Source organism: Shimia sp. MIT910701 (genome assembly GCF_047126315.1).
Lineage (GTDB): Bacteria > Pseudomonadota > Alphaproteobacteria > Rhodobacterales > Rhodobacteraceae > Shimia.
In genome coordinates, this window is sequence record NZ_CP138953.1 from 1,999,387 (window position 1) to 2,019,218 (window position 19,832).

Sequence of the window (19,832 nt, forward strand, 5' to 3'; positions counted from 1 at the left end):
AATTAGTCTGACAGCACCGCATAGGGATCTCCGTTTGGCACAAGTGGCGGATGTCTAGGTGAGACCGTTTCTGCAAAAAAAGCAAGGTTTTAAGACTTATGGAGTATCTTACTTATGCCGTTGGGTGATTTTTTGACACAATCAGCGGGACACCTGTATAAGAGCATGAATGATCAAAAGATTTCTTTGGTTGACAGGAAGCCTGGTTTCGCTGTGCATCGCCATTGCATTTGTTTTTGCGTGGATAGCCTCCAATCGTGAAGTGCTGGCGTTTGCAGAGGGGCTACCTGACCAAGGGCGCCTCATCGACACCTCTCACGGGGCTTTCTTTATTGTCGAAAAAGGCGTGCCCGAAACGCCCCGTGTCTTGCTAGCGCACGGCACAGCCGCTTGGTCCGATATTTGGGCCGAAACCCAGCATAATATTGCACCCGAGGGATACCTTGTGACAGCGTTCGACATGCCACCGTTTGGCTGGTCGGAGCATCCGAAAGCCCCGACCTACGAACGACAAGCGCAGGCGGCCCGAATGATCGGCTTGCTAGAGGCGCTGGGGGACAAGCCCATTCTTGTTGCGCATTCCGTTGCAGCTGGCCCCGCGACAGAAGCTGTTATGATGCGTCCTGATTTGGTCTCAGGGTACGTCATTGTGTCCAGGGCCATGGGGTTGGCGGACCGGCACACGCCCAAGGATGTCCCTTTTCCCATTCAGAACAGAAATGTCCGGAAACTCGCGACGGCAGCAACAGCGACAAACCCACTTTTGACAAAGTGGTTTTTGAAAAAATTCATGCACAGAACCGATAAGATCGACCCAGCAATGGTCGCGTCCCTGCAAACTCCGATGTCACGTCAAGGCTACACCCAAGCCGTTTCAGACTGGATCCCTCAGTTGTTCAAAACGCCCCTAGATAGCAACAGCATGGACCCTGAAGAATGGCGCACGCTTGATATGCCAGTAGCGCTGATCTGGGGTGATAAAGACACCGTCACACCACTTCATCAGGGGCAAGAACTAGCCGCGCTGCTCCCTAATGCGCGCCTTACTGTGTTGAACTACGTTGGACATATCCCCCATCTCGAAGCGCCAAAGGAGTTTGCAGATGCGCTGTTAGGCGAGTTAAAATACATCACTTCAATAAGCGATCTCGACAGCCCATGAAAACATTCACAAGACGATCCGCACTTGTCCTTGGAGGAGCCGCTGCAGGTTGGTTCGGGGCTAAACGATACGGAAGTCACTTGCCGGTTTACGACGGTACAACCCGGTTAGACACCACGGCCTCCGCCAAGATCATGAATGACGCGAGCGGGCTTTCTGCCACGCCGATCCACAAACATCTTGTGCTGTCCGAGAACGCCGATGACGCCCTTATTCGAGTCTTGAGGACAGAAATGACCGAAGCGGCCAAAAACAATCGGCCCGTGAATATTGGTGCCGCGCGTCATTCTATGGGCGGACAGGCAATTCCAAGGAACGGTACGGCAATCACGTTCGATCATGGCGCGATCGAGCTGGACCGCACCAATCTAACCTACCGCGTACATGCTGGGGCGCGCTGGTCACAAGTCATCGCGGCACTTGATGCAGAAGGGTTTTCGCCTGCTGTTATGCAATCCAACAATGACTTTGGCATTGGAGCGACCTTTTCCGTGAATGCCCATGGCTGGCCGGTGCCTTACGGCCCTATGGGTGCGACGGTGCGGTCACTGCGCATGCTCTTACCCTCTGGCGATGTGGTGGACTGCTCCCCGACCGAGAATTCCAACCTCTTCAAACTCGCCATGGGGGGCTACGGGCTGATCGGTGTTATCATCGATTTGGTCGTGGACATGGTACCAAATTCTCGCCTTTCGCCGACCTATGACACTATGGCAGCCACGGATTTTCCTACGGCTTTCCAAACCGCCATCGACGATCCTGCGGTCACAATGGCCTACGGACGCCTGAACGTCGAACGAGAGAGCTTTTTTGAGCACGCCCTGCTTGCCACTTACCGGCAGACCAAGGATCAAAACGATCTACCGGCCGCATCTGGCTCTGGCTGGATGTCGCATGTGGCCGGGCGACTTTACCGCGCGCAGCTGGGCAATGAAGCGCTAAAAACCTTTCGGTGGTGGAACGAAACCTCACTCTTGCCCGCCATCGGCGGCGGTGAAGCGACGCGCAACTCGCTGATCAATGAACCGGTCGTCACGCTCGATGACCGCAACCCTGACCGCACGGACATTCTGCATGAATACTTCGTCAGCTTTGACGCCTTTGACAACTTCCTGGAGGCCTGCCGCAAGGTAATCCCAGCCTCCTATCAAGAGTTCCTAAACGTGACCCTCCGCTATATCGCGCAGGACGATCAAAGCACCCTGTCTTATGCGACACGACCGAGGATCGCGGCCGTTATGTCGTTCAGCCAAGAGATGACACTGCGCGCCGAAGCCGACATGCGGCGCATGACAGAAACGCTGATCGACCGGATCGCGGCCCGAGGCGGAGCCTACTACCTGCCCTATCGGCCCCATGCCCGCCTTGATCAAATGGCCACTGTCTACAGCGGTGCCGCGGATTTTGCTGCTGCAAAACGCACCATCGACCCGCAGCTTATCCTGCGCAACAACCTTTGGGACAGCTATCTGGAGCGTCTATGACCGGCTTACAAAAACTCTGCGTCGCCTATTTCGCTGTGCTGATGATCGCAGCCTCGCTGAATTATGTTCCGGGCCTCACAGACGAAGACGGGCTCGCCTTCGGCATCTTCGCGCTGGACATCTACGATGATGCGCTGCATGTGGCGTCCGCACTGTGGGCGCTGGTCGCGGGCTTGACCTCTCACAAAGCGGCGCGGACATTTATGGTGCTGTTTGGGCTGGCCTATTTGGGCGACGGCATATTCGGGTTTTTCACAGGCTACGGCTATCTCGACCTTGGCATCTTAACCAATGGCTCCGCCGGGATGGATCTCTCGCTCGGTCGTATCCTCGCAAATGTGCCGCACCTTCTCCTTGGTGGCGTTGCGGTATGGGCCGGGATCAAGAACATCGGCCGTCCAGCGTGAAGACTTTCTGGCGCTGGCTCAAACGCGGCCTTATCGCAGTCGTTCTGCTGATATTGGGACTGAGCGCACCCGTTGCCTATGTCGAAACCGCCTGTCGCCCGACGGGCGAACCCGTGCCATACCAAGCGCTCCTCCTCGCTAAGCATCATCGCCCAGAATCCCGTACCCTGCTAACCTACCCAGAATGGGACATCGTCCACGCCTATGATGATTACGGGCGCGTCCTTGCCACTGGCGATCCCCACGATTTTCAGTTCCTGAAAAGCATCTCAGGATTTTGGGGCGCGCTCTGCGCGCTCTCAAAGGCATCGGGGTCTCATGGCCAGATCGATGCGGACACCAAACAGATGGTTTATGTGATCGGGGTCAGCTTCACGGCAGAGTTCTTGATGAAAGCGGCCTATGAAGAAACTATCGGTCGGCTATTTGTCATGCTCAGAGGCGACGTGCGGGCGCCGCTTGACGATCTATCGGCGCAGCAAGCCGAAAGCTATGCAAACTTTCTACAACAGGTGCCGTGGTACAAATGGGACTTTGAAGGTGATCGGGCTGCACTGGCCGCCTCCGCAACAAACGCCTTAAGGGACCGCGAAAGGAACATCGCGCTTGGCCTCGAATATGCGGCAAAGGCGGCCTATGCCGATGTGATCGCACAGGCCGTCGCGCAGGTCGGCCCCGATGCGCTGACACTGCGCATGATCGTCCGCGCGCCCGAAGCTGAGGCATTTGACGGTTTCGAAGGTGTCACCGTCATCGCGCATGGGAATGGGGCCACAGAGATAGAGACCATCCGCTACCGTGCCTTGACCCATTTAATGACAAAGATGGCGCGATCCGAGGTCAATTTTGTTGAAATCGCCGGCAATGATGACATCATGCTGACTGTCTTAGGCCGAAATGCCACACATCCGGACGCAATCTACAGCCGCGCGCGCCAAGGCGCTGACGACTACCGCCACCTCATAGTGATGCCTGTGAGCCGCCTTGCTGAGACGCTCCGCGGGCTCGAGGCTAGCGACACTATAGTGGAGCATATCCATGACTATTAAATCCGGCCTCGCCGCAGCCAGTGTGATGGTAGTTGGATGGCTATCCATCCTCGGGCTGGTTACCATGATGAACGATGCCGCCCCGGCCTTTGTTGTGCTGTTTCCAGATGCTGAGTTGTTCGAAAGTCTCAGCCAACAAACGCGCATCCTGTCCGCTACACAATTCAGTGTCACGCTGGCCTCGGATGAACTAAGCTTTGCGCGCAGCCTTTACGCAAAAGGTGCTATCCTTGTCCTCCCAGCGGGCCTCACCGGCTGCGGCTGAGCGGGCCTCACAATTGGCCGCAAACTCGTTGCCCTACATTGCTCGCGGTCGATCAAAACTTATTTGATTGCGCGCGCATATGCGCTGATACACAAAATCAACCCGGTACTGGCCGATGTCCCGAAACCAATGTCGTGTCGCAAGCGCATCATGCGCCGTATAGAATTGTGCGCAAGGAAGTCTTTCGCCCCTGGCACTCAGATACCACCGCAGCGACAGTGTGGCTGACCTGCGCATCAACAAATCGTAGCCTTGAAAAAATCAAGTGTACCGGACTGCCGTTTGGGTGTTAGTGCCGCAAAGGCTTGGAAAAGCGATCGTACAGGCCACTGTCAAACCTGCGGGTCATGTCAGAGGAAACCGGCTTGAGACGAATAGGGTGGGGCGGTAGCGTTACGCTATGCCAAAACCATCCCCATTTCGCTACTTCAAAACCAGCCCTGAGATCATCCGCTTGGCTCTGATTATGTACATTCGGTTTCCTCTGTCGCTCAGGAATGTCGAAGATCTGCTACACGAACGCGGCATCGACGTGAGCTATGAGTCCGTTCGGTTTTGGTGGCAACGGTTCGGTCCCAAATTCGCATCGGAAATTCGCAATAGACGATCTCAGTCGATGCGTTGCCACTCAAATTGGAAATGGCATCTGGACGAAATGTTCGTGAAGATCAACGGCGAGAGGTACTACCTTTGGCGGGCCGTTGATCATGAGGGTGAGGTCCTAGAAAGCTATGTGACGAAGACGCGAGATAGGAAGGCAGCATTGAAATTTCTCAAGAAATCAATGCGTAGGTTTGGCCGTCCTGAAGTAATCGTCACAGACAAGCTTCGATCCTACAGTGCAGCATTGAAGGTAATTGGCAACGCAGGTCGGCAGGAAACAGGTCGCTGGGTGAACAACCGAGCAGAAAACTCGCACCTGCCTTTTCGACGAAGAGAACGTGCCATGCAGCGTTTCCGGCGGCTACGAAGTTTGCAAAAGTTCGCTTCAGTCCACGCTTCTGTTCTCAACCTCTTCAATTCGGAGCGCAGTCTCTATTCTAGACAAAATTTCAAACTGAACCGTGGCGCCGCTCTGACCGAGTGGCGCCAACTTTCCGCCGAATAAAGGGCAGAAAATCTGTCCTAGCTGAGACTCGTTCGAATTAGTCTGACAGCACCGTCCCGGCCATAGAGCAGGTCAGTTGTCATCAGACGTCTCCAACAGAACCACGCGGAAGTCGTCCACATTGGTATGGGTCGGGCAGGTCCATATTAAGGCGGTCGATAATGGCGCGCGCATCCGCTGCGGTGGACGGGGCCGGCACGGTGGGGCCCGAGGCGATGTCGGCGGGGTCATCGCAGTGCAGGGCATCGCAAGGGGCGTGATGGCGATGCCCTCGCACGGCCCCTATTCGGCCTCAACCGCCTGCAAAGGGTCCGCAGCTGTAAGCGCCGCGTCAAACAGGTCGTGAAGGAGGGTTACCTGGTCCAAGGGTGGCGCCTCTCAAGTGAAAAACCGGGCATCGGAGGAATGCCCGGTTTCAGATGAGATCAGCCTTGCACAACCGTCTGATTTTGCTTGCCCAGCCCATTGATGCCAAGCTCCATCTTGTCCCCTGCCTTGAGATAAACAGGGGCAGGCTTCATGCCCAGACCAACACCCGGAGGCGTGCCGGTCGAGATGATGTCACCTGGCTGAAGCGACATGAATTGCGAAAGGTAGGCGACCACATTGGCGACGCCATAGACCATTGTGTTGGTCGAGCCGTCCTGCATGCGCTTGTCATTTACGTCCAGATATATGGACAGGGCCTGCGGGTCGGGAACCTCATCCCTGGTGACCAACCAGGGGCCGATTGGACCAAAGGTGTCGGCAGATTTGCCTTTGGTCCACTGACCTTCGCGCTTGATCTGGAAGTCGCGTTCCGAGATGTCGTTGATCACGCAATAGCCCGCAACATAATCCAGCGCGTCGGCCTCGTCGATATATTTGGCCTCTTTTCCGATCACGACGCCCAGCTCAACTTCCCAGTCGGTGGCGGTGGATCCGCGCGGGATTTCGATATTGTCATTGGGTCCACAAATGGCGCTGGTCGCCTTGGAGAAGATTACCGGCTCGGACGGAACGGGCAGCCCGCTTTCGGCAGCGTGATCGGAGTAGTTAAGACCGATACAGATGAATTTGCCCACGCCTGAAACACAGGGGCCATAGCGGTCGATCTCGACCTCGGGCAGGGTGGATAGATCAAGGGCAGCGATTTTTGCAAGACCGTCATCCCCTAGCACATCGCCTGCAATGTCCGCCACATGAGCGGACAGATCCCGTACTTTGCCGTCAGCATCCAGAATGCCCGGCTTTTCCTGCCCCTTGGGGCCGTAACGCAAAAGTTTCATTGGTCTCTCCGTGTTTAGTTGGCCCAGCCACCATCGATGATGTGGGTTTGTCCTGTGGTGAAGCCGCTGGCGTCGGACGCGAGATACAGCGCCAATGCCGCGATCTCATCAGCATCCCCAACCCGGCCCATCGGCTGTCGGGCAATGAAATCTTTTATGGCTTGTTCATAATCTCCGGTCGCACGCAGGCGGTCATGCAGTGACGGGCTGTCGACGGTACCGGGGCAGATCGCGTTGCAGCGAATGCCTTTAGTCACAAAGTCGGCGGCAATGGATTTGGTCAGGCCGACCACAGCTGCTTTCGATGCGCAATAGGCAAAACGGTTCGGTACGCCTTTGATCGACGAGGCGACCGAGGCCATGTTGAGGATCGACCCGCCGCCCTTGGCCAGCATATCAGGCAGCACAGCTTTACACATACGATATTGCGCTTTGGCGTTCATGTTGAAGGCGAAGTCCCAGTCTTCTTCGGGGCAGTCCAGAATGCTGCCTGCGTGCACGAAACCCGCGCAGTTGAACAGCACGTCCAGCGGTCCGGTTTGCGCTAGGACCGACGCGATGTTGTCTGCGTCCATGACGTCCAATTTCAGGGCGATGATCCCATTCACGGTGTCCAGTTTGGCCAGTGTGGCGTCATTGATATCGGTGGCATAGACCATTGCGCCTGCGCGGGCGAATGCCTCGGCGCTGGCCCGGCCGATGCCCTGACCTGCGGCGGTGATCAAGGCAGTTTTGCCTTTCAGTGACAGTTCATAGCTCATCTCGTGTCCCTTCTGCGCAAGGTCGGCTTTGTCCGTTAAGTGACATGGTTAATGAGGCAAGTTTGCGTTTTCTTCGCAACTAGTATACCAGATACACCAGTTATTCAAGTTGAGATTATCAATGTGCCCGCTTAGGCGTGTTGGGAGCATTCAGAACGGTGACGATGATGTCAAAGCAGGAAAAACAGGCCCCGCGAACAGCCCTGCGAAAGCGGGCCGCAAATACCGCGCCATCTGGGCAGGGACAGTTTGAAAGCGGGACGCGCCAAACCTTGGCAGATCGCATCTACGACAGGCTGCACCATGACATCACCAACCTGATCTTGCCGCCCGGCACACCGATTCTGGAGCGCGAAGTGGCAAGCGCATTTGATGCCTCGCGCACACCTGTCCGCGAGGCGGTGCTACGTCTGGTGAAAGAGATGCTGGTAGAAGTGGTGCCGAACTCGGGCACATTCGTTGCCCGCATTCCGCTGTCGATCCTGCCCGAAGCGCTGGTGGCGCGGCGGGCGTTGGAGCGGGATCTTGTGGCCCGTGCGGCGACGTCGGCCACGGCTGCCCAAAAACTGCATTTGCGTGCGATCATCGAAGATAATCGCGAGGCCGCCGATGCAGGCAAACAATCCGATTTTGACAAAACAGACAGCGCGTTTCACGCGCAGATCGCCGAGATGAGCGGATCTCCTGGGCTGTGGCGGGTGATTCAGCAGATCAAAACGCCGATGGATCGGCACCGTCATCTGACTTTGCCAGTGGCAAACCGGATGCATCAGGTGGTCGCGGAACACAGCCAGATCGCGGATGCGATTGAAGCGGGTGACGCCAAGCGTGCAGCCGAGTGTATGGACCACCATTTGCAACAGCTGAAAAGTGATACCCTGGAAGCACTGGAGCGTTATCCATCATTCTTTATTGTGGATATGGATCCGTCCAAGCTGAAATAACGGCTAGGGGCTGACGCTTTCGAGGCGGCTTATCAACTCGGCTTTCGCCGCGTCCAGATGGTGCTCCATCCCATCAAGTGCCCGGTCCAGATCATCTGAGATCAGCGCATCAATTATGTCGATATGTTCAAAGATTGCGCGTTCGTTGCGGGTCGTCACAAGATGCCGATCAGCAGACAAATGGTAGTGCGAAAAGAACAGCAGCGATACCGCGTCGTCGTTTCCAAGAAGAAACCGATGGCGTGCGGATCTGTTCAGCGTGGCGTGAAGTTCAACATCCAGCTCTTTGAACTCTATCGGGTCGCCCGGCGGAGTGGTAAGGGCGCGTTGGTGTTTTATCCGCAGTGTTTTGAGGTCAGACCAAATGGGGTCTATGTTCGGAAGCGTGGCGACTTTGCGCAGCGAGCGGAACTCGATGAATTTCCTGAATTCATATACCTCGTCCGCATAGTCTGGCGTCATGCTTTGATATACCCAACGGCGATTGGGCTCGCGGCGGATGAGCCCAAAACTGCTGAGCCGGATTAGGAATTCGTGAATAGCAGCATGCGAAATACCAAGCGCACGGACGACTTGCGCTTCGGTGAACCCGCCACCTGTCTGGATCTTTTGATCTATCACCCAGGTCATAAGCTTTTCCTGTATCAGGGCCTCGGTGGTTATTGTGCTTTCTTTGGGAAAGAAGTCATCAGGCGAGGTCGCACGAAGAAGGGGGCGAGGCTGTTCTTGCCCTGTAGTCCCGTCGATCAGGCCGCGTTCGACAAGCAATGCCCAGATTTTTCGACTTGTCGTGCGGCTGATGCCCAGTTGCAGGGCAAGCTGCGTTGGATTCGGAACCGGTATGCCGAGCTGAAGACGGTTCAGTGTTTCATTATAGAATTTGCCAAACAGGCGGTTAGAGCGCGCCACGGCGACCTCGTGAATCTGAGATGGTTTTTAATCGTGTATATTATAATTAAAACCACTTGCGTGCTGTCAAGAATGGTATTTAATAAATTAAATACAGTATTGTGACACTGTCCATTATGGGAGGATACCTAATGTTTACACTGCCGCGCCGCGCCATTCTTGGCGCCTTCGCCGCAACAACGCTTGTTGCCGCGACCCCAGCATTTGCTGAGGAAGTTCTGAAATTTGCGCATGTCTACGAAACCGCGACCCCTTACCATGAAGCTGCGCTTCAGGTGGCCGAGGAATTCGCAAAAGGCACCGATGGTCGCTATAAGATCGAGGTCTTCCCGGCATCGCAGCTGGGCAAAGAGGCCGCGCTGAACGAGGGTCTGTCGCTGGGTACGGTCGACATGATCTATACCGGGGTTGCATTCCTTGGGCAAAGCTATCCGCCGATCTCTATTTCAGACTACCCGTTTACCCTGCGCGATTATAATCACTGGAAGGCCTATGCGAATTCCAATCTGTTTAAGGAACTGGCGCAAAGCTATACCGATGTGACGGGCAACCATGTTGTGGCGATGACCTATTACGGGTCGCGTCAGGTGACGGCCAACAAACCGATCCTTACGCCCGCAGATATGGAGGGCCTGAAGATCCGCACACCCAATGCGCCCGCCTATCAGATGTTCCCGGAAGTAACCGGTGCGAACCCCACGCCGATGGCGTTCTCGGAAGTTTATCTGGCGCTTCAGCAGGGTGTTGTGGACGCGCAGGAAAACCCCCTGCCGACCATCCAATTTAAGAAGTTCTATGAAGTCCAGTCGAACATCAACCTAACCAGCCACATCACCAACTCGCTGGTGACGCTGATTTCGCCCGCAACAGTGGCCAAGCTGAGCAACAAGGATCTGGAAACCCTGAAAGAGGCAATCCGCTACGGGGCCGAATGGGCGTCGAATGAAATCGTCGCATCAGAAGCCAGCCTTGCGGATTGGTTCCGCGAGCAGGGCGTGATCGTGAACGAGGTTGACCGCGCACCCTTTATCGCAGCCGTTTCGCCTGCCCTGACCGGATCGGATGTTCCGTGGGATGCCGAGGTTTACGAGCGTCTTCAGGCGATCAAGTAACCCACATCACCCCGTGTTCAGGCGCGCCCACTCACTGCGCGCCTGAACCTTTTAAAGGAGGCCGGATATGGGCCGTTCTACCGATGATCTGGACGATCTGTTCACCGACGAGGTGATGGGCAACACGACCAAATCCTGGCAACAGTTTTTCTCGGTCTGGGATATCCCTGCGCTGTTCGTGTTCACGGCGCTGTTCTTCACGGTGCTGCTGCAATTTCTGACGCGCTATGTGTTGAACGACTCGCTGTCCTGGACGGAAGAGGCCGCGCGTTATCTGTTGATCCTTCTAGCCTTTACCGGCGCGCTGCGCTGTCAGTTGCGCGACACGCATATCCGGTTGGAGTTTATCGACGGGTTCGCAGGTCGCATGCTGCGTCCGATCAAGATCTTTGCCACGCTTGTCACGACGGGAATGTTCGGCTTTCTGATCTACTCGCTTTATATTCTGGCGCGCCAGACCAGCTTCCAGAAAATGGTCTCGCTGCCGTTCCCTAAATACTATCTCTATGCGCTTGTACTGGTGGCGCTGGCCGCGTTGGTTGTATTGCAGCAGCGCCAGCTATGGCGCCTATTGAAAGGCGGTGACGCATGACCGTTATCCTTCTGTTCCTTTCCCTTTTCGCGCTGATGGCCCTGCGGGTACCGATTGCAGTGGCGCTTGGTCTGTCCTCGCTGGGCTATATCGTGATCGAGGGCATGCCGCCGGTTTTGCTGGCACATAACATGATTAACGGCATGAACTCGTTCCCGTTGCTCGCAATCCCGTTTTTTATTCTTGCGGGCGGGCTGATGAACTCGGCCGGGATCACCGAGCGGATCTTCACTTTCGCGCGTTCCATAGTCGGCTGGATGCATGGCGGTCTTGGCCATGTGAATATCGGTGCAAGCATAATCTTCGCGGGCATGTCCGGTGCTGCGGTGGCCGATGCGGGCGGCTTGGGTGCGATCGAGATCAAGGCCATGCGGGACGCGGGTTATGATGACGATTTTTCGGTTGGCGTGACGGCGGCCTCTTCGACCATCGGGCCGATCATCCCGCCCTCGCTGCCCTTGGTGATCTTCGGGGTCATGGCATCCGTATCGATTGGCGAGCTGTTCGTGGCCGGGATCATCCCCGGGCTGCTTATGGCCGGCACTTTGATGGCGATGGTCTGGTATCTGTCGCGCAAGCGAAACTATCCGCGTGATGTGGCGTTCCGTCTGTCCACCGTCGGCCAGTCCTTTAAACGTGCTTTTCTGCCCCTGATGACACCGGTGATTATCGTCGGCGGTATTGTGACAGGTGCCTTCACTCCGACCGAAGCTGCCGTTTGCGCTGCCACCTATGCGCTGCTTCTTGGGCTGTTTGTTTACAAAAGCCTGACGCTGCCCCGGCTGGTCGAAGTGTCGCTTGAGACGATTGAGACGACGGCGTCAATCCTGTTGATCGTCGGCGGAGCCACCGTGTTCGCGTGGATCCTGACCGCCAATCAGGCGGCGGCTTTGTTCGCGGAAACCCTGCTGGGGATCAGCGAGAACAAATATGTTGTCCTTCTGGTGATCATGTTTGTCGTGCTGATCATTGGCCTGTTTATGGAGACTATCGCCGCAATCTCGATCCTCGTGCCCGTGCTGCTGCCGATTGCAGCGCAGATCGACGTGGACCCGATTCATTTGGGTGTGATCGTGATTCTGAACCTGATGATCGGGCTTCTGACGCCGCCCGTGGGCATGGTGTTATTTGTGCTGGCCAAGGTTTCGGACGTGCCCTTTGAGCGATGTGTGCGCGCTACGATGCCTTTCGTTGTGCCGCTGGTGGCGGTGCTGTTGCTGCTGACCTTCGTGCCGCAACTGACTATGTGTCTGCCCGAGCTGCTCTATCGCAACTAACTCGGCTTACTGACATGCCAAACAACAAAGACCGCCGTGCTGGGGCGGTCTTCTTGCATATTGATTTTGAGGGGATCAATCGAGGTGGAAGACTTCTACCATAGATGCCCACCATTCACCTTCAGCGCGGGTCTCTAGCGGAGCCTGCATCGGACCGCAGACTTTCCACCAATCCTGCGTGATTGGGTCCGCGGCAATCGCCGCGCTGTCGGCCTCGAAATCCGTTCCGGTATATTCCCAATAGCTGAACATCAGGTTCTCGGGTTCGCGCAGGAAGATCGAATAGTTGGTGATATTCGATTTGCGCAGCCGCGCCAGAACATCCAGCCAGACATAGGCGTGCAGACGTTTGTATTCGGCCATGTGTTCGGGTTTCAGGCCAATCACTTTGCCCATGCGTTGTACCATGTCAGTTGCCCTTTCCTTTAGGAACGATCGCGCCGGGATGACCGACGACCTCGCGGGCCAGCATGTGACCTTGCATCATGCAGGCATGGGTAGGTGCGCCTTGTATCAAGGCAGCCAGAAAACCGCCATTGAAACTATCACCAGCGGCGGTGGTGTCCACGACACGCTCGGCTGCGGGATAGGGGGCAGAAATCTGAATGTTGGGGTTGATCGGAACCGGACCCGAGGCGGCTCGTTTCAAGGCACCCTCGGCCAAGCCCAGCCCGCGCAGCCGGGCCAGAACAGCCGCCTCATCCGCATCACCAAACAGTGCCATCTCGTCATCGACCGAGGGCAGGGCGATATCGGTCAGCCGCCAGGCTTGCGTCATGACCTGCTGTGCAACCTCGCGGCTTTCCCACAGGGCGGAGCGGTAGTTATCATCGAAGATCAAGCGCAATGTCCCGGCGCTCCGCAATTCTGCAATGCGCTGAAACAGGGCGTCACGCTGCTGGGGCGTCAGGATGGCAAGCGTGATCCCGGATAGGCACAGCAAATCGGTCTGCGACAACGCATCCAGTTCAGCCAGATCTGAAAACAATTGCCGTGCAGCCGATTGGTCGCGCCAATATGAAAAGCTGCGTTCGCCGTTGGCGTCCGTCGCAACCGCGTAGAGGCCCAGATTAAAGCGGGTATCGCGCTGGATGGTCGACGTGTCCAAGCCCTCGGCCTTCGCCGTATCCAAGGCGCCTTGCGACATGGGGTCGGTCCCAACACGTGTCAGATACGACACCCGCTCGCCCGAGGCCAAAAGGCGTTTGCAATAGACGGCGGCGTTGAACGTATCCCCGGCAAAGCCCAGGGCATAGCCCGTATCGTTCCGGCGCAGCTCTCCCATAACTTCGCCAGCAAAGGTTATCTGCATGGTCATTTTGCTGTTCCTCCGCAACCGGTTAGGGCCGGTCTTATTCTTGCAATTTGCTGTCAGGCGTGTCGTGGTTTGACATTTTGTATGTAATAATAAAAAACTGAATAGCAAACCGGAGGGCGCGATGTCAATCACACCAACCATCCAATTTGGCACAAGCCGTTTTCTTCAGGCGCACGCCGATTTGTTCATCTCAGACGCGTTGAAAACTGGGGATGCGGTGGGGCCGATCTGCGTTGTCCAATCCTCGAGTGATTCGGTCTGTGCACGTCGCTTGCAGGCGCTTGCCGCGCCCATTGGGTATCCGGTGCGGATTCAGGGGATCGTGGAGGGCGCGGAAGTATCCTTCGAAACACGCGCCAATGCAGTGACATGCAAGCTGTCGACAGCCACAGACCTTGCCGAACTGCAACGCCGTTTCGTGGACGAGGCCGAGATTGTGATTTCGAACACCGGCGATGCAGGCTGGGCGGCGCAGCCGCAAGATAATTACGCTCAGTTTGCCCAACCCATGTCATTCCCAGCTAAGCTGACCCATCTGCTTAGGGCGCGGTTTGCCGCGTGCGGGCGGGCGATCCAGATTATGCCGACAGAATTGGTCGCCCGTAATGGAGAGGTCCTACGAGATCGAGTGCTAAAGCTTGCCCGCGCGCTGGATCCGAAATTCGCCGATTGGGTGGCGCGGGATGCACGCTTTGTGACTTCACTGGTGGACCGGATCGTCTCGGAGCCTTTGGAGCCAGCGGGTGCCGTCGCCGAACCCTATGCGCTGTGGGCGATAGAGGATTGCCCGGGGCTGATCCTGCCTGCGCGGCATGACGCGGTGCAGGTGGTTGCTAATCTGGATCCGGTCGAGAAGCAGAAACTGCATATCCTTAATCTGGGGCATAGCTATTTGGTGGATGGGTGGTTGAAACGCGGGCAGGTCGGGGCGGAATTTGTCCGTGACCTGATGCATGACGCCGCCGTGCGCGCGAATCTGGAAGATCTGTAACAGACCGAAGTTCTGCCTGGGTTTCAGGCTGCGGGCCTTGGCGATCAGGCGGCTGCCTATATCCGCGTCACAATCGACCGATTCGACAATCCTTTTCTGGATCACCGGTTGGAAGACATTGCCGGAAACCACGCAGAAAAATGCACCCGCCGTATTGCCGCCTTCATCGACTGGGCGCGGGCGCAAGGCGCAACCCATGAGATGCCACGCCTGCTGCACGCAGCGCGGCGCACCAAACTGGAGGTTCAACCATAATCACCAATCGTATCGGACAAACCGACGTGCATGTTACCGATCTGTCCTTTGGTTGCTCGGGCATTGGCAATCTGTATCACGACATCCCCAAGGCCGAGGCAGCCGAGGTTATGGCCTGCGCATGGGATGCAGGCATCCGCTATTTCGATACGGCACCGCATTATGGGCGGGGGTTGTCTGAACAGCGCTTGGGCGCCTTTCTGAAGGGCCGCGTGCGTGACAGTTTTGTGATCTCGACCAAGGTAGGGCGGCTGTTATCGTCCGGCAAACCAATGGCCGAGGCCAACGGGTTCATAAATCCGCTGCACAATGACGTTCGTTATGACTATTCCGGGAACGGGATCGAAGCATCTTTTGAACAAAGCTGCGAGCGGCTTGGCACGTCATATATCGACATCATCTATGTGCATGACATCGGCGCCTGTACCCATGGCGACGGGAATGCTCCACATTTCGAGGCGCTGATGTCCTCGGGTCTAGATCGGTTGCAAAAACTGAAAGCTGCGGGGCGGATTGGGGCCTTTGGGCTGGGTGTGAACGAAACGAGGGTCTGTCTGGACGTGATACAGGAGTGTCCGCTGGACGTCATTCTGCTGGCAGGGCGGCTCACGCTTTTGGACCGTCAGGGTGAAGACGAACTGGTTGGGCGGTGTCGTAACGCGCAGACCAGTATGGTTCTGGGCGGAATCTTCAACTCGGGCATCTTGGCCACAGGGCCCGTGCAGAGCGCGCATTTCGACTATCAACCCGCCACGGACGAGATCATGGAGCAGGTCGCCCAGCTTCAAGCCCGGACGGACCACATCGGTGTTCCGCTGGCCACGGTCGCCATGCAGTACGCGCGGCGCCATCCGGCTGCGGCATCGGTTTTGCTGGGGACGGGGAAGGTTTCGTCCCTTAAACGCAATCTGAATGCGCTGGATGTGCCGTGGGACAGCAAATATGATTGGGTATTCGATCCGGTCTGAGAGCCGAGATACTATGCGAAATCGTGAATGCCCAACGAGGCCAGCAACGTCTGCTTTGATGTTGTCAGATGGTCGTCTGCGGCGGCCATCGCCTCGTCTTTGTTCCGGTTCTGCAGGGCCTCTATCAGGCGCAGATGCTCGGTGATTGCGGCGGCGTTGCGTTGTTGCTCATCTTTTTTGTCCCACTGATAGTGGTAGTGAAAAATCAACGCGATCACTCGCTGGAATTCGGCCGTGAACCGGTTCTTAACCACGCCACCGATCGTGTTGTGGAAGCGTTCATCCAGCAACGAGAAGTCGTGGAACCGCGTGTCGATCTGGTCACGCAGTTCTAGATGATCATGTTTGAGCTGTTCCAGTTCGGTCCAGATTGGAGCTTCATCGGGAAGCTGGATGAATTTGCTGATCGCATTCAACTCTAACACAGTCCGGAAGTCCGAAAGCTCGACGGCGAAATCCGAGGTGAAGCCCAACAGCTCCCACCCGCCGCGCTTGCGCCGTTGGACCAGGCTGAAACGGCTGAGCGATGCGAGGAACTCTTGCAAGGTGTGCTGCTGTACATTCCAGTTTCGTGCAAGCTCAGTCACATTGATAGGTGTGCCGGGCGGTACGTCAAAGCGCAGGATCCAGTCCAAGAATCGCCGTTCGAGCTCTTCCGGCGCCAGGCTTTCCTGCGGCATTGCAAGCTGATCTTGTTTCCTCGGCGCGCGCAAAAGTGTCTTGGATCGTCCCTCCCACTGGATTACGCCTTTGTTGTCCAGTCGAGTCAGTACGGATCTAACGACAGTCCTGCTAACCTCGAGCTTTACGGCAAGCTGTGTTTCCGATGGGAGCCTTTCGCCCACTTCCAACCCCTTGCAGATCATGAGAAGGGCGTTGAAAGCTTCGCGAAATCGTTCATCTGTGCGTGCCACGTGACTTACCTCTTTATAGTAACTGGCAATGCACTGTTTTTAATTTTACGTTTTTAATTATTAAAAACATTTGACTTACAGCCTGTTGCCTGATGTTGTGTACAAAATAATTAAATACCAAAATAATTAAATACCAAAATACATCCCATCGCAAGGGGGCACACTGGAGACGGGAATGGACCTTTCACTCACTTCGATCCGAAGCAAAGGCAAGAAGCTGAATATGTCAGCCGAAATGTTCCACAAACTGTCCGCTGTTGATTGTCACTGAGAACTGACCCGGTATTTTCACCGAGATTTGACCCACCTTCAGTTATGCGTCGTCATTTATGACGCGGTCAATGTTTGGGTCTCCTTTGCTATTTTCTTTGCAGCGTCAGAACTGGCTTTGAAGCGGTAACTGTCGTTGCCTGTTTCGAGGATGTGACACCTATGCGTCAGCCTATCGAGAAGAGCGGTGGTCATCTTTGCGTCACCGAAGACCTTAGCCCATTCTGAGAAGCTGAGGTTTGTTGTGATAATCACGCTGGTGCGCTCGTAGAGCTTGCTGAGCAGATGGAAGAGAAGCGCGCCGCCTGACGCGCTGAACGGCAAGTAGCCGAGCGCGTCCAAGATGACCAAGTCGACTTTGGTCAGCGTCTCAGCCAGTTTTCCTGCCTTGCCGAGGGCCTTTTCCTGCTCCAGCGCATTGACCAGCTCCACAGTGGAGAAGAAGCGGACCTTACGTCTACGGTGCTCAATCGCCTGAACACTGATTGCGGTGGCCGTGTGGCTCTTGCCCGTTCCGGGGCCGCCGATCAGCACGACATTCTCAGCCGCTTCTATAAACTCGCAGCGGTGCAATTGACGTACTGTCGCTTCATTGACCTCACTGGATGTAAAATCGAAGCCGTTGAGATCTTTGTATGCAGGGAAGCGAGCGACTTTGGTATGGTAAGCGATGCATCGCACCTCGCGTTCTGCGATCTCGGCCTTAAGCAGTTGTGATAGAAGCGGTATCGCAGCTTCGAACGCTGGCGCTCCTTGGGCGACCAAGTCTTCGACCGCATTTGCCATGCCATAGAGCTTGATGCTGCGCAGCATAATGACGATGGATGCGCCGGCTGGATCATGACGCATGGCGCTTCTCCCCAGTCTGTCTCAGGTCGTCATAGCGATCTACATTGGCCTCTGGCGTCGTCTGCAATGCCAACGCGTCCGGCGGATCGACCTCTGGGTGATCTGTCGGTCTGCGGTCGCTCAATCGGTGAAGCAGGTTCAGGACATGCGTCTTGGTTGGCACGCCTGCATCCAACGCCAGTTCCACCGCGCACAAGACGTCTTCCTCGTTGTGTTGGAGAACCAGTGACAGGATGTCGACCATTTCCCTGTCGCCACCCTCCTTTCGGAGCATGTGATCCTGCAATTGCCGGAAGGCATCGGGCATCTCCGTGAACGGTGCGCCGTTACGAAGCGCGCCAGGTTTGCGTTGGATACCAGCGAGATAGTGTCGCCAATCATAAATGACTTTGCCGGGCTTGCGATGAGAACGATCAATGATCTGCGGGTGCTCGCAAACCGTTTTACCTTCAGCCACAACCACCAGTCTTTCGGGGTAGACATGTAGGCTGACACGGCGGTTCGCAAAGCTGGCGGGCACGCTGTAGCGGTTGCGTTCAAAGCTCACCAGGCAGGTCGGGGAGATACCTTTGCTGTGCTCGACGAACGCATCAAAAGCCGGCGGCAGCGCCATCAATGCGGGCTTCTCAGCTTCCCATGCATCCGCAACAGTGCCCGGCACTTCTCGATGCCTGGTCTCCGCCCAGAGAGCGATACAGCGATCCTCAAGCCATTGGTTCAACTCACCAAGTGCCTTGAGGATGGGCATGACCTGCCACAAACGATTACGCGCATCCTGGACGTTCTTCTCGACTTGCCCCTTCTCCCAGCCTGCCGCAGGATTGCAGAACTCGGGGTCAAACACATAGTGACTTGCCATCGCTTTGAAGCGGGCATTGATGTCGCGTTGTTTGCCTTTGCCAACGCGATCAACCGCGGTCTTCATATTGTCATAGATCCCCCGGGCCGGCACCCCGCCAAAGACGCGGAAAGAATGCCAGTGAGCGTCAAACAGCATCTCGTGCGTTTGCAGCGGATAGGCTCGCACGAGGAACGCCCGGCTGTGCGACAGCTTGACATGCGCGACCTGAAGCTTGACCCGTTCACCTCCGATGTTGGCCCAGTCTTCGCTCCAGTCGAACTGGAACGCTTCACCCGGCTGGAACACCGACGGCACAAAAGTGCCGCGCCCTGACGTCTGTTCGGCACGATGCCTATCGTCACGCCAAGCCCGTGCAAAAGCTGCCACGCGTTCGTATGAACCGTCATATCCCAACTTCACAAGATCAGCGTGCATTTGCTTCACTGTTCGCCGCTCTTTGCGCGACTTGCGTGTCTGGATCAAAAGCCAAGCAGACAACCGATCCGCATATGGATCCAGCTTACTCGGACGTTTTGGCGTCTTGAAGTTTGGCTCCACAGCGCCTTCGCGCAGATACTTCCTAATGGTATTGCGAGACAAACCCGTGCGACGGGCAATCTCGCGTATCGGCATTTTGTCACGCAATGCCCAGCGTCTGATGACACTCAAAAATCCCATGTCGATCACTCCAAATCTCCCCAACCAAAAACGTCGGGGTAGTGTGTTCACATGGGTCAATTCTCAGTGACAATTTATGGGCATACCGGGTCAGTTCTCAGTGACAATCAACACCATACCAACAATCTGAACGAAGGAGAGACATGTGGCGCCTGACAACGCCACAAAGAGATGCAAGGGCAGAAGTGAGTGATGATGATCAAACGGATCCGATGTCGGAATAACCCGAGGTGCTGTCAGGGCTTCAAAGCTCGTTAGTCTGATTGGGATCCGACAAGCGGACTTCATCAAGGCCAGCGGTCACGTACACCGCACACAAAGGCCGGACACATGACCGCAACCTGCGACGATCAAAATCAGCTCAAATCAACCCTTGCGTAAACGGAGCCTTCCACACATGACAGCACCTT

At 56.0% G+C, this 19,832-nt stretch carries 22 protein-coding genes; 13 read left to right on the plus strand and 9 right to left on the minus strand.

Annotation, left to right across the window (positions count from 1 at the left end):
* The first annotated feature begins 169 nt into the window (after positions 1-169).
* The 6 genes from SIB38_RS09505 to SIB38_RS09530 all read left to right on the plus strand — a co-directional run bounded on the left by SIB38_RS09505 (position 170) and on the right by SIB38_RS09530 (position 5,475).
* On the plus strand, positions 170-1,162 hold the full coding sequence (locus SIB38_RS09505; RefSeq protein ID WP_412551889.1) for an alpha/beta fold hydrolase: 993 nt from the start codon (positions 170-172) through the stop codon (positions 1,160-1,162).
* 134 nt (positions 1,163-1,296) lie between these two features.
* On the plus strand, positions 1,297-2,646 hold the full coding sequence (locus tag SIB38_RS09510; protein ID WP_412551890.1) for an FAD-binding protein: 1,350 nt from the start codon (positions 1,297-1,299) through the stop codon (positions 2,644-2,646).
* Positions 2,643-3,053 (plus strand): DUF4383 domain-containing protein, encoded by a 411-nt coding sequence (locus SIB38_RS09515; protein WP_412551891.1) that lies wholly within the window; start codon positions 2,643-2,645, stop codon positions 3,051-3,053. The genes SIB38_RS09510 and SIB38_RS09515 overlap by 4 nt, the downstream gene beginning before the upstream one ends.
* On the plus strand, positions 3,017-4,102 hold the full coding sequence (locus SIB38_RS09520) for a hypothetical protein (protein WP_412551892.1): 1,086 nt from the start codon (positions 3,017-3,019) through the stop codon (positions 4,100-4,102). The genes SIB38_RS09515 and SIB38_RS09520 overlap by 37 nt, the downstream gene beginning before the upstream one ends.
* Positions 4,092-4,367, plus strand: a complete 276-nt coding sequence (locus tag SIB38_RS09525) for a hypothetical protein (RefSeq protein ID WP_295179925.1) — start codon at positions 4,092-4,094, stop codon at positions 4,365-4,367. The genes SIB38_RS09520 and SIB38_RS09525 overlap by 11 nt, the downstream gene beginning before the upstream one ends.
* A 400-nt stretch (positions 4,368-4,767) precedes the next feature.
* A complete protein-coding gene (locus SIB38_RS09530) occupies positions 4,768-5,475 on the plus strand; it encodes an IS6 family transposase (RefSeq protein WP_412551893.1) in 708 nt (235 codons plus the stop codon).
* Between the two features lie 82 nt (positions 5,476-5,557).
* On the opposite strand, the gene SIB38_RS09535 is transcribed toward SIB38_RS09530, so the two are convergent.
* The 3 genes from SIB38_RS09535 to SIB38_RS09545 form a co-directional block, all read right to left on the minus strand.
* The gene (locus SIB38_RS09535) at positions 5,558-5,752 is read right to left on the minus strand and encodes a DUF4147 domain-containing protein (RefSeq protein ID WP_412551894.1); all 195 of its coding nucleotides are present in this window, start codon (positions 5,750-5,752) and stop codon (positions 5,558-5,560) included.
* A 148-nt stretch (positions 5,753-5,900) separates the two neighbouring features.
* Complete coding sequence (locus SIB38_RS09540) at positions 5,901-6,743, minus strand: fumarylacetoacetate hydrolase family protein (protein WP_412551895.1); 843 nt, start codon at positions 6,741-6,743, stop codon at positions 5,901-5,903.
* 14 nt (positions 6,744-6,757) lie between these two features.
* The gene (locus tag SIB38_RS09545; protein ID WP_412551896.1) at positions 6,758-7,504 is read right to left on the minus strand and encodes an SDR family oxidoreductase; all 747 of its coding nucleotides are present in this window, start codon (positions 7,502-7,504) and stop codon (positions 6,758-6,760) included.
* A gap of 272 nt (positions 7,505-7,776) precedes the next feature.
* Here SIB38_RS09545 and SIB38_RS09550 point away from each other — a divergent pair, with 272 nt between their 5' ends.
* On the plus strand, positions 7,777-8,448 hold the full coding sequence (locus SIB38_RS09550) for a GntR family transcriptional regulator (RefSeq protein ID WP_412551897.1): 672 nt from the start codon (positions 7,777-7,779) through the stop codon (positions 8,446-8,448).
* A 3-nt stretch (positions 8,449-8,451) separates the two neighbouring features.
* Here SIB38_RS09550 and SIB38_RS09555 read toward each other — a convergent pair whose 3' ends face one another.
* On the minus strand, positions 8,452-9,357 hold the full coding sequence (locus SIB38_RS09555) for an FCD domain-containing protein (protein ID WP_412551898.1): 906 nt from the start codon (positions 9,355-9,357) through the stop codon (positions 8,452-8,454).
* A 131-nt stretch (positions 9,358-9,488) separates the two neighbouring features.
* On the opposite strand from SIB38_RS09555, the gene SIB38_RS09560 reads away from it, so the two are divergent.
* The 3 genes from SIB38_RS09560 (at position 9,489) to SIB38_RS09570 (ending at position 12,338) form a co-directional block, all read left to right on the plus strand.
* Entirely contained in the window at positions 9,489-10,469 is a 981-nt protein-coding gene (locus SIB38_RS09560) for a sialic acid TRAP transporter substrate-binding protein SiaP (protein WP_412551899.1), read from the plus strand.
* Positions 10,470-10,536: 67 nt separating this feature from the next.
* Positions 10,537-11,061: a TRAP transporter small permease gene (locus tag SIB38_RS09565; protein WP_412551900.1), complete on the plus strand. Its 525-nt coding sequence runs from the start codon at positions 10,537-10,539 to the stop codon at positions 11,059-11,061.
* Complete coding sequence (locus SIB38_RS09570) at positions 11,058-12,338, plus strand: TRAP transporter large permease (RefSeq protein ID WP_412551901.1); 1,281 nt, start codon at positions 11,058-11,060, stop codon at positions 12,336-12,338. The genes SIB38_RS09565 and SIB38_RS09570 overlap by 4 nt, the downstream gene beginning before the upstream one ends.
* A gap of 75 nt (positions 12,339-12,413) precedes the next feature.
* On the opposite strand, the gene SIB38_RS09575 is transcribed toward SIB38_RS09570, so the two are convergent.
* Positions 12,414-12,746 carry an L-rhamnose mutarotase gene (locus SIB38_RS09575; RefSeq protein ID WP_412551902.1) on the minus strand — a complete coding sequence of 111 codons (333 nt, stop codon included), beginning with the start codon at positions 12,744-12,746 and terminating at the stop codon, positions 12,414-12,416.
* A gap of 1 nt (position 12,747) precedes the next feature.
* Complete coding sequence (locus SIB38_RS09580; RefSeq protein WP_412551903.1) at positions 12,748-13,656, minus strand: sugar kinase; 909 nt, start codon at positions 13,654-13,656, stop codon at positions 12,748-12,750.
* 121 nt (positions 13,657-13,777) lie between these two features.
* On the opposite strand from SIB38_RS09580, the gene SIB38_RS09585 reads away from it, so the two are divergent.
* The 3 genes from SIB38_RS09585 to SIB38_RS09595 all read left to right on the plus strand — a co-directional run bounded on the left by SIB38_RS09585 (position 13,778) and on the right by SIB38_RS09595 (position 15,870).
* Positions 13,778-14,647 (plus strand): mannitol dehydrogenase family protein, encoded by an 870-nt coding sequence (locus tag SIB38_RS09585; protein ID WP_412551904.1) that lies wholly within the window; start codon positions 13,778-13,780, stop codon positions 14,645-14,647.
* Positions 14,648-14,755: 108 nt separating this feature from the next.
* Positions 14,756-14,902, plus strand: a complete 147-nt coding sequence (locus SIB38_RS09590; RefSeq protein WP_412551905.1) for a hypothetical protein — start codon at positions 14,756-14,758, stop codon at positions 14,900-14,902.
* A gap of 26 nt (positions 14,903-14,928) precedes the next feature.
* On the plus strand, positions 14,929-15,870 hold the full coding sequence (locus tag SIB38_RS09595) for an aldo/keto reductase (RefSeq protein WP_412551906.1): 942 nt from the start codon (positions 14,929-14,931) through the stop codon (positions 15,868-15,870).
* A gap of 11 nt (positions 15,871-15,881) precedes the next feature.
* On the opposite strand, the gene SIB38_RS09600 is transcribed toward SIB38_RS09595, so the two are convergent.
* The 3 genes from SIB38_RS09600 to istA all read right to left on the minus strand — a co-directional run bounded on the left by SIB38_RS09600 (position 15,882) and on the right by istA (position 19,422).
* Positions 15,882-16,784: a GntR family transcriptional regulator gene (locus SIB38_RS09600; protein WP_412551907.1), complete on the minus strand. Its 903-nt coding sequence runs from the start codon at positions 16,782-16,784 to the stop codon at positions 15,882-15,884.
* Positions 16,785-17,111: 327 nt separating this feature from the next.
* Positions 17,112-17,903, minus strand: coding sequence for an IS21-like element helper ATPase IstB (gene istB / locus SIB38_RS09605; protein ID WP_412551908.1), 792 nt, complete (start codon positions 17,901-17,903; stop codon positions 17,112-17,114).
* Positions 17,893-19,422, minus strand: coding sequence for an IS21 family transposase (gene istA, locus SIB38_RS09610; protein ID WP_412552032.1), 1,530 nt, complete (start codon positions 19,420-19,422; stop codon positions 17,893-17,895). The genes istB and istA overlap by 11 nt, the downstream gene beginning before the upstream one ends.
* Positions 19,423-19,832 lie beyond the last annotated feature (410 nt).

Bases quoted from the DNA above. Each gene is read 5' to 3' on its own strand.
- istB (WP_412551908.1), bottom strand. From the start codon at position 17,903: ATGCGTCATGATCCAGCCGGCGCATCCATCGTCATTATGCTGCGCAGC.
- SIB38_RS09525 (WP_295179925.1), top strand. From the start codon at position 4,092: ATGACTATTAAATCCGGCCTCGCCGCAGCCAGTGTGATGGTAGTTGGA.
- SIB38_RS09545 (WP_412551896.1), bottom strand. From the start codon at position 7,504: ATGAGCTATGAACTGTCACTGAAAGGCAAAACTGCCTTGATCACCGCC.
- SIB38_RS09510 (WP_412551890.1), top strand. From the start codon at position 1,297: ATGAATGACGCGAGCGGGCTTTCTGCCACGCCGATCCACAAACATCTT.
- SIB38_RS09520 (WP_412551892.1), top strand. From the start codon at position 3,017: ATGGGCCGGGATCAAGAACATCGGCCGTCCAGCGTGAAGACTTTCTGG.
- istA (WP_412552032.1), bottom strand. From the start codon at position 19,422: ATGGGATTTTTGAGTGTCATCAGACGCTGGGCATTGCGTGACAAAATG.
- SIB38_RS09575 (WP_412551902.1), bottom strand. From the start codon at position 12,746: ATGGTACAACGCATGGGCAAAGTGATTGGCCTGAAACCCGAACACATG.
- SIB38_RS09560 (WP_412551899.1), top strand. From the start codon at position 9,489: ATGTTTACACTGCCGCGCCGCGCCATTCTTGGCGCCTTCGCCGCAACA.
- SIB38_RS09585 (WP_412551904.1), top strand. From the start codon at position 13,778: ATGTCAATCACACCAACCATCCAATTTGGCACAAGCCGTTTTCTTCAG.
- SIB38_RS09580 (WP_412551903.1), bottom strand. From the start codon at position 13,656: ATGACCATGCAGATAACCTTTGCTGGCGAAGTTATGGGAGAGCTGCGC.
- SIB38_RS09565 (WP_412551900.1), top strand. From the start codon at position 10,537: ATGGGCCGTTCTACCGATGATCTGGACGATCTGTTCACCGACGAGGTG.
- SIB38_RS09540 (WP_412551895.1), bottom strand. From the start codon at position 6,743: ATGAAACTTTTGCGTTACGGCCCCAAGGGGCAGGAAAAGCCGGGCATT.
- SIB38_RS09570 (WP_412551901.1), top strand. From the start codon at position 11,058: ATGACCGTTATCCTTCTGTTCCTTTCCCTTTTCGCGCTGATGGCCCTG.
- SIB38_RS09505 (WP_412551889.1), top strand. From the start codon at position 170: ATGATCAAAAGATTTCTTTGGTTGACAGGAAGCCTGGTTTCGCTGTGC.
- SIB38_RS09530 (WP_412551893.1), top strand. From the start codon at position 4,768: ATGCCAAAACCATCCCCATTTCGCTACTTCAAAACCAGCCCTGAGATC.
- SIB38_RS09515 (WP_412551891.1), top strand. From the start codon at position 2,643: ATGACCGGCTTACAAAAACTCTGCGTCGCCTATTTCGCTGTGCTGATG.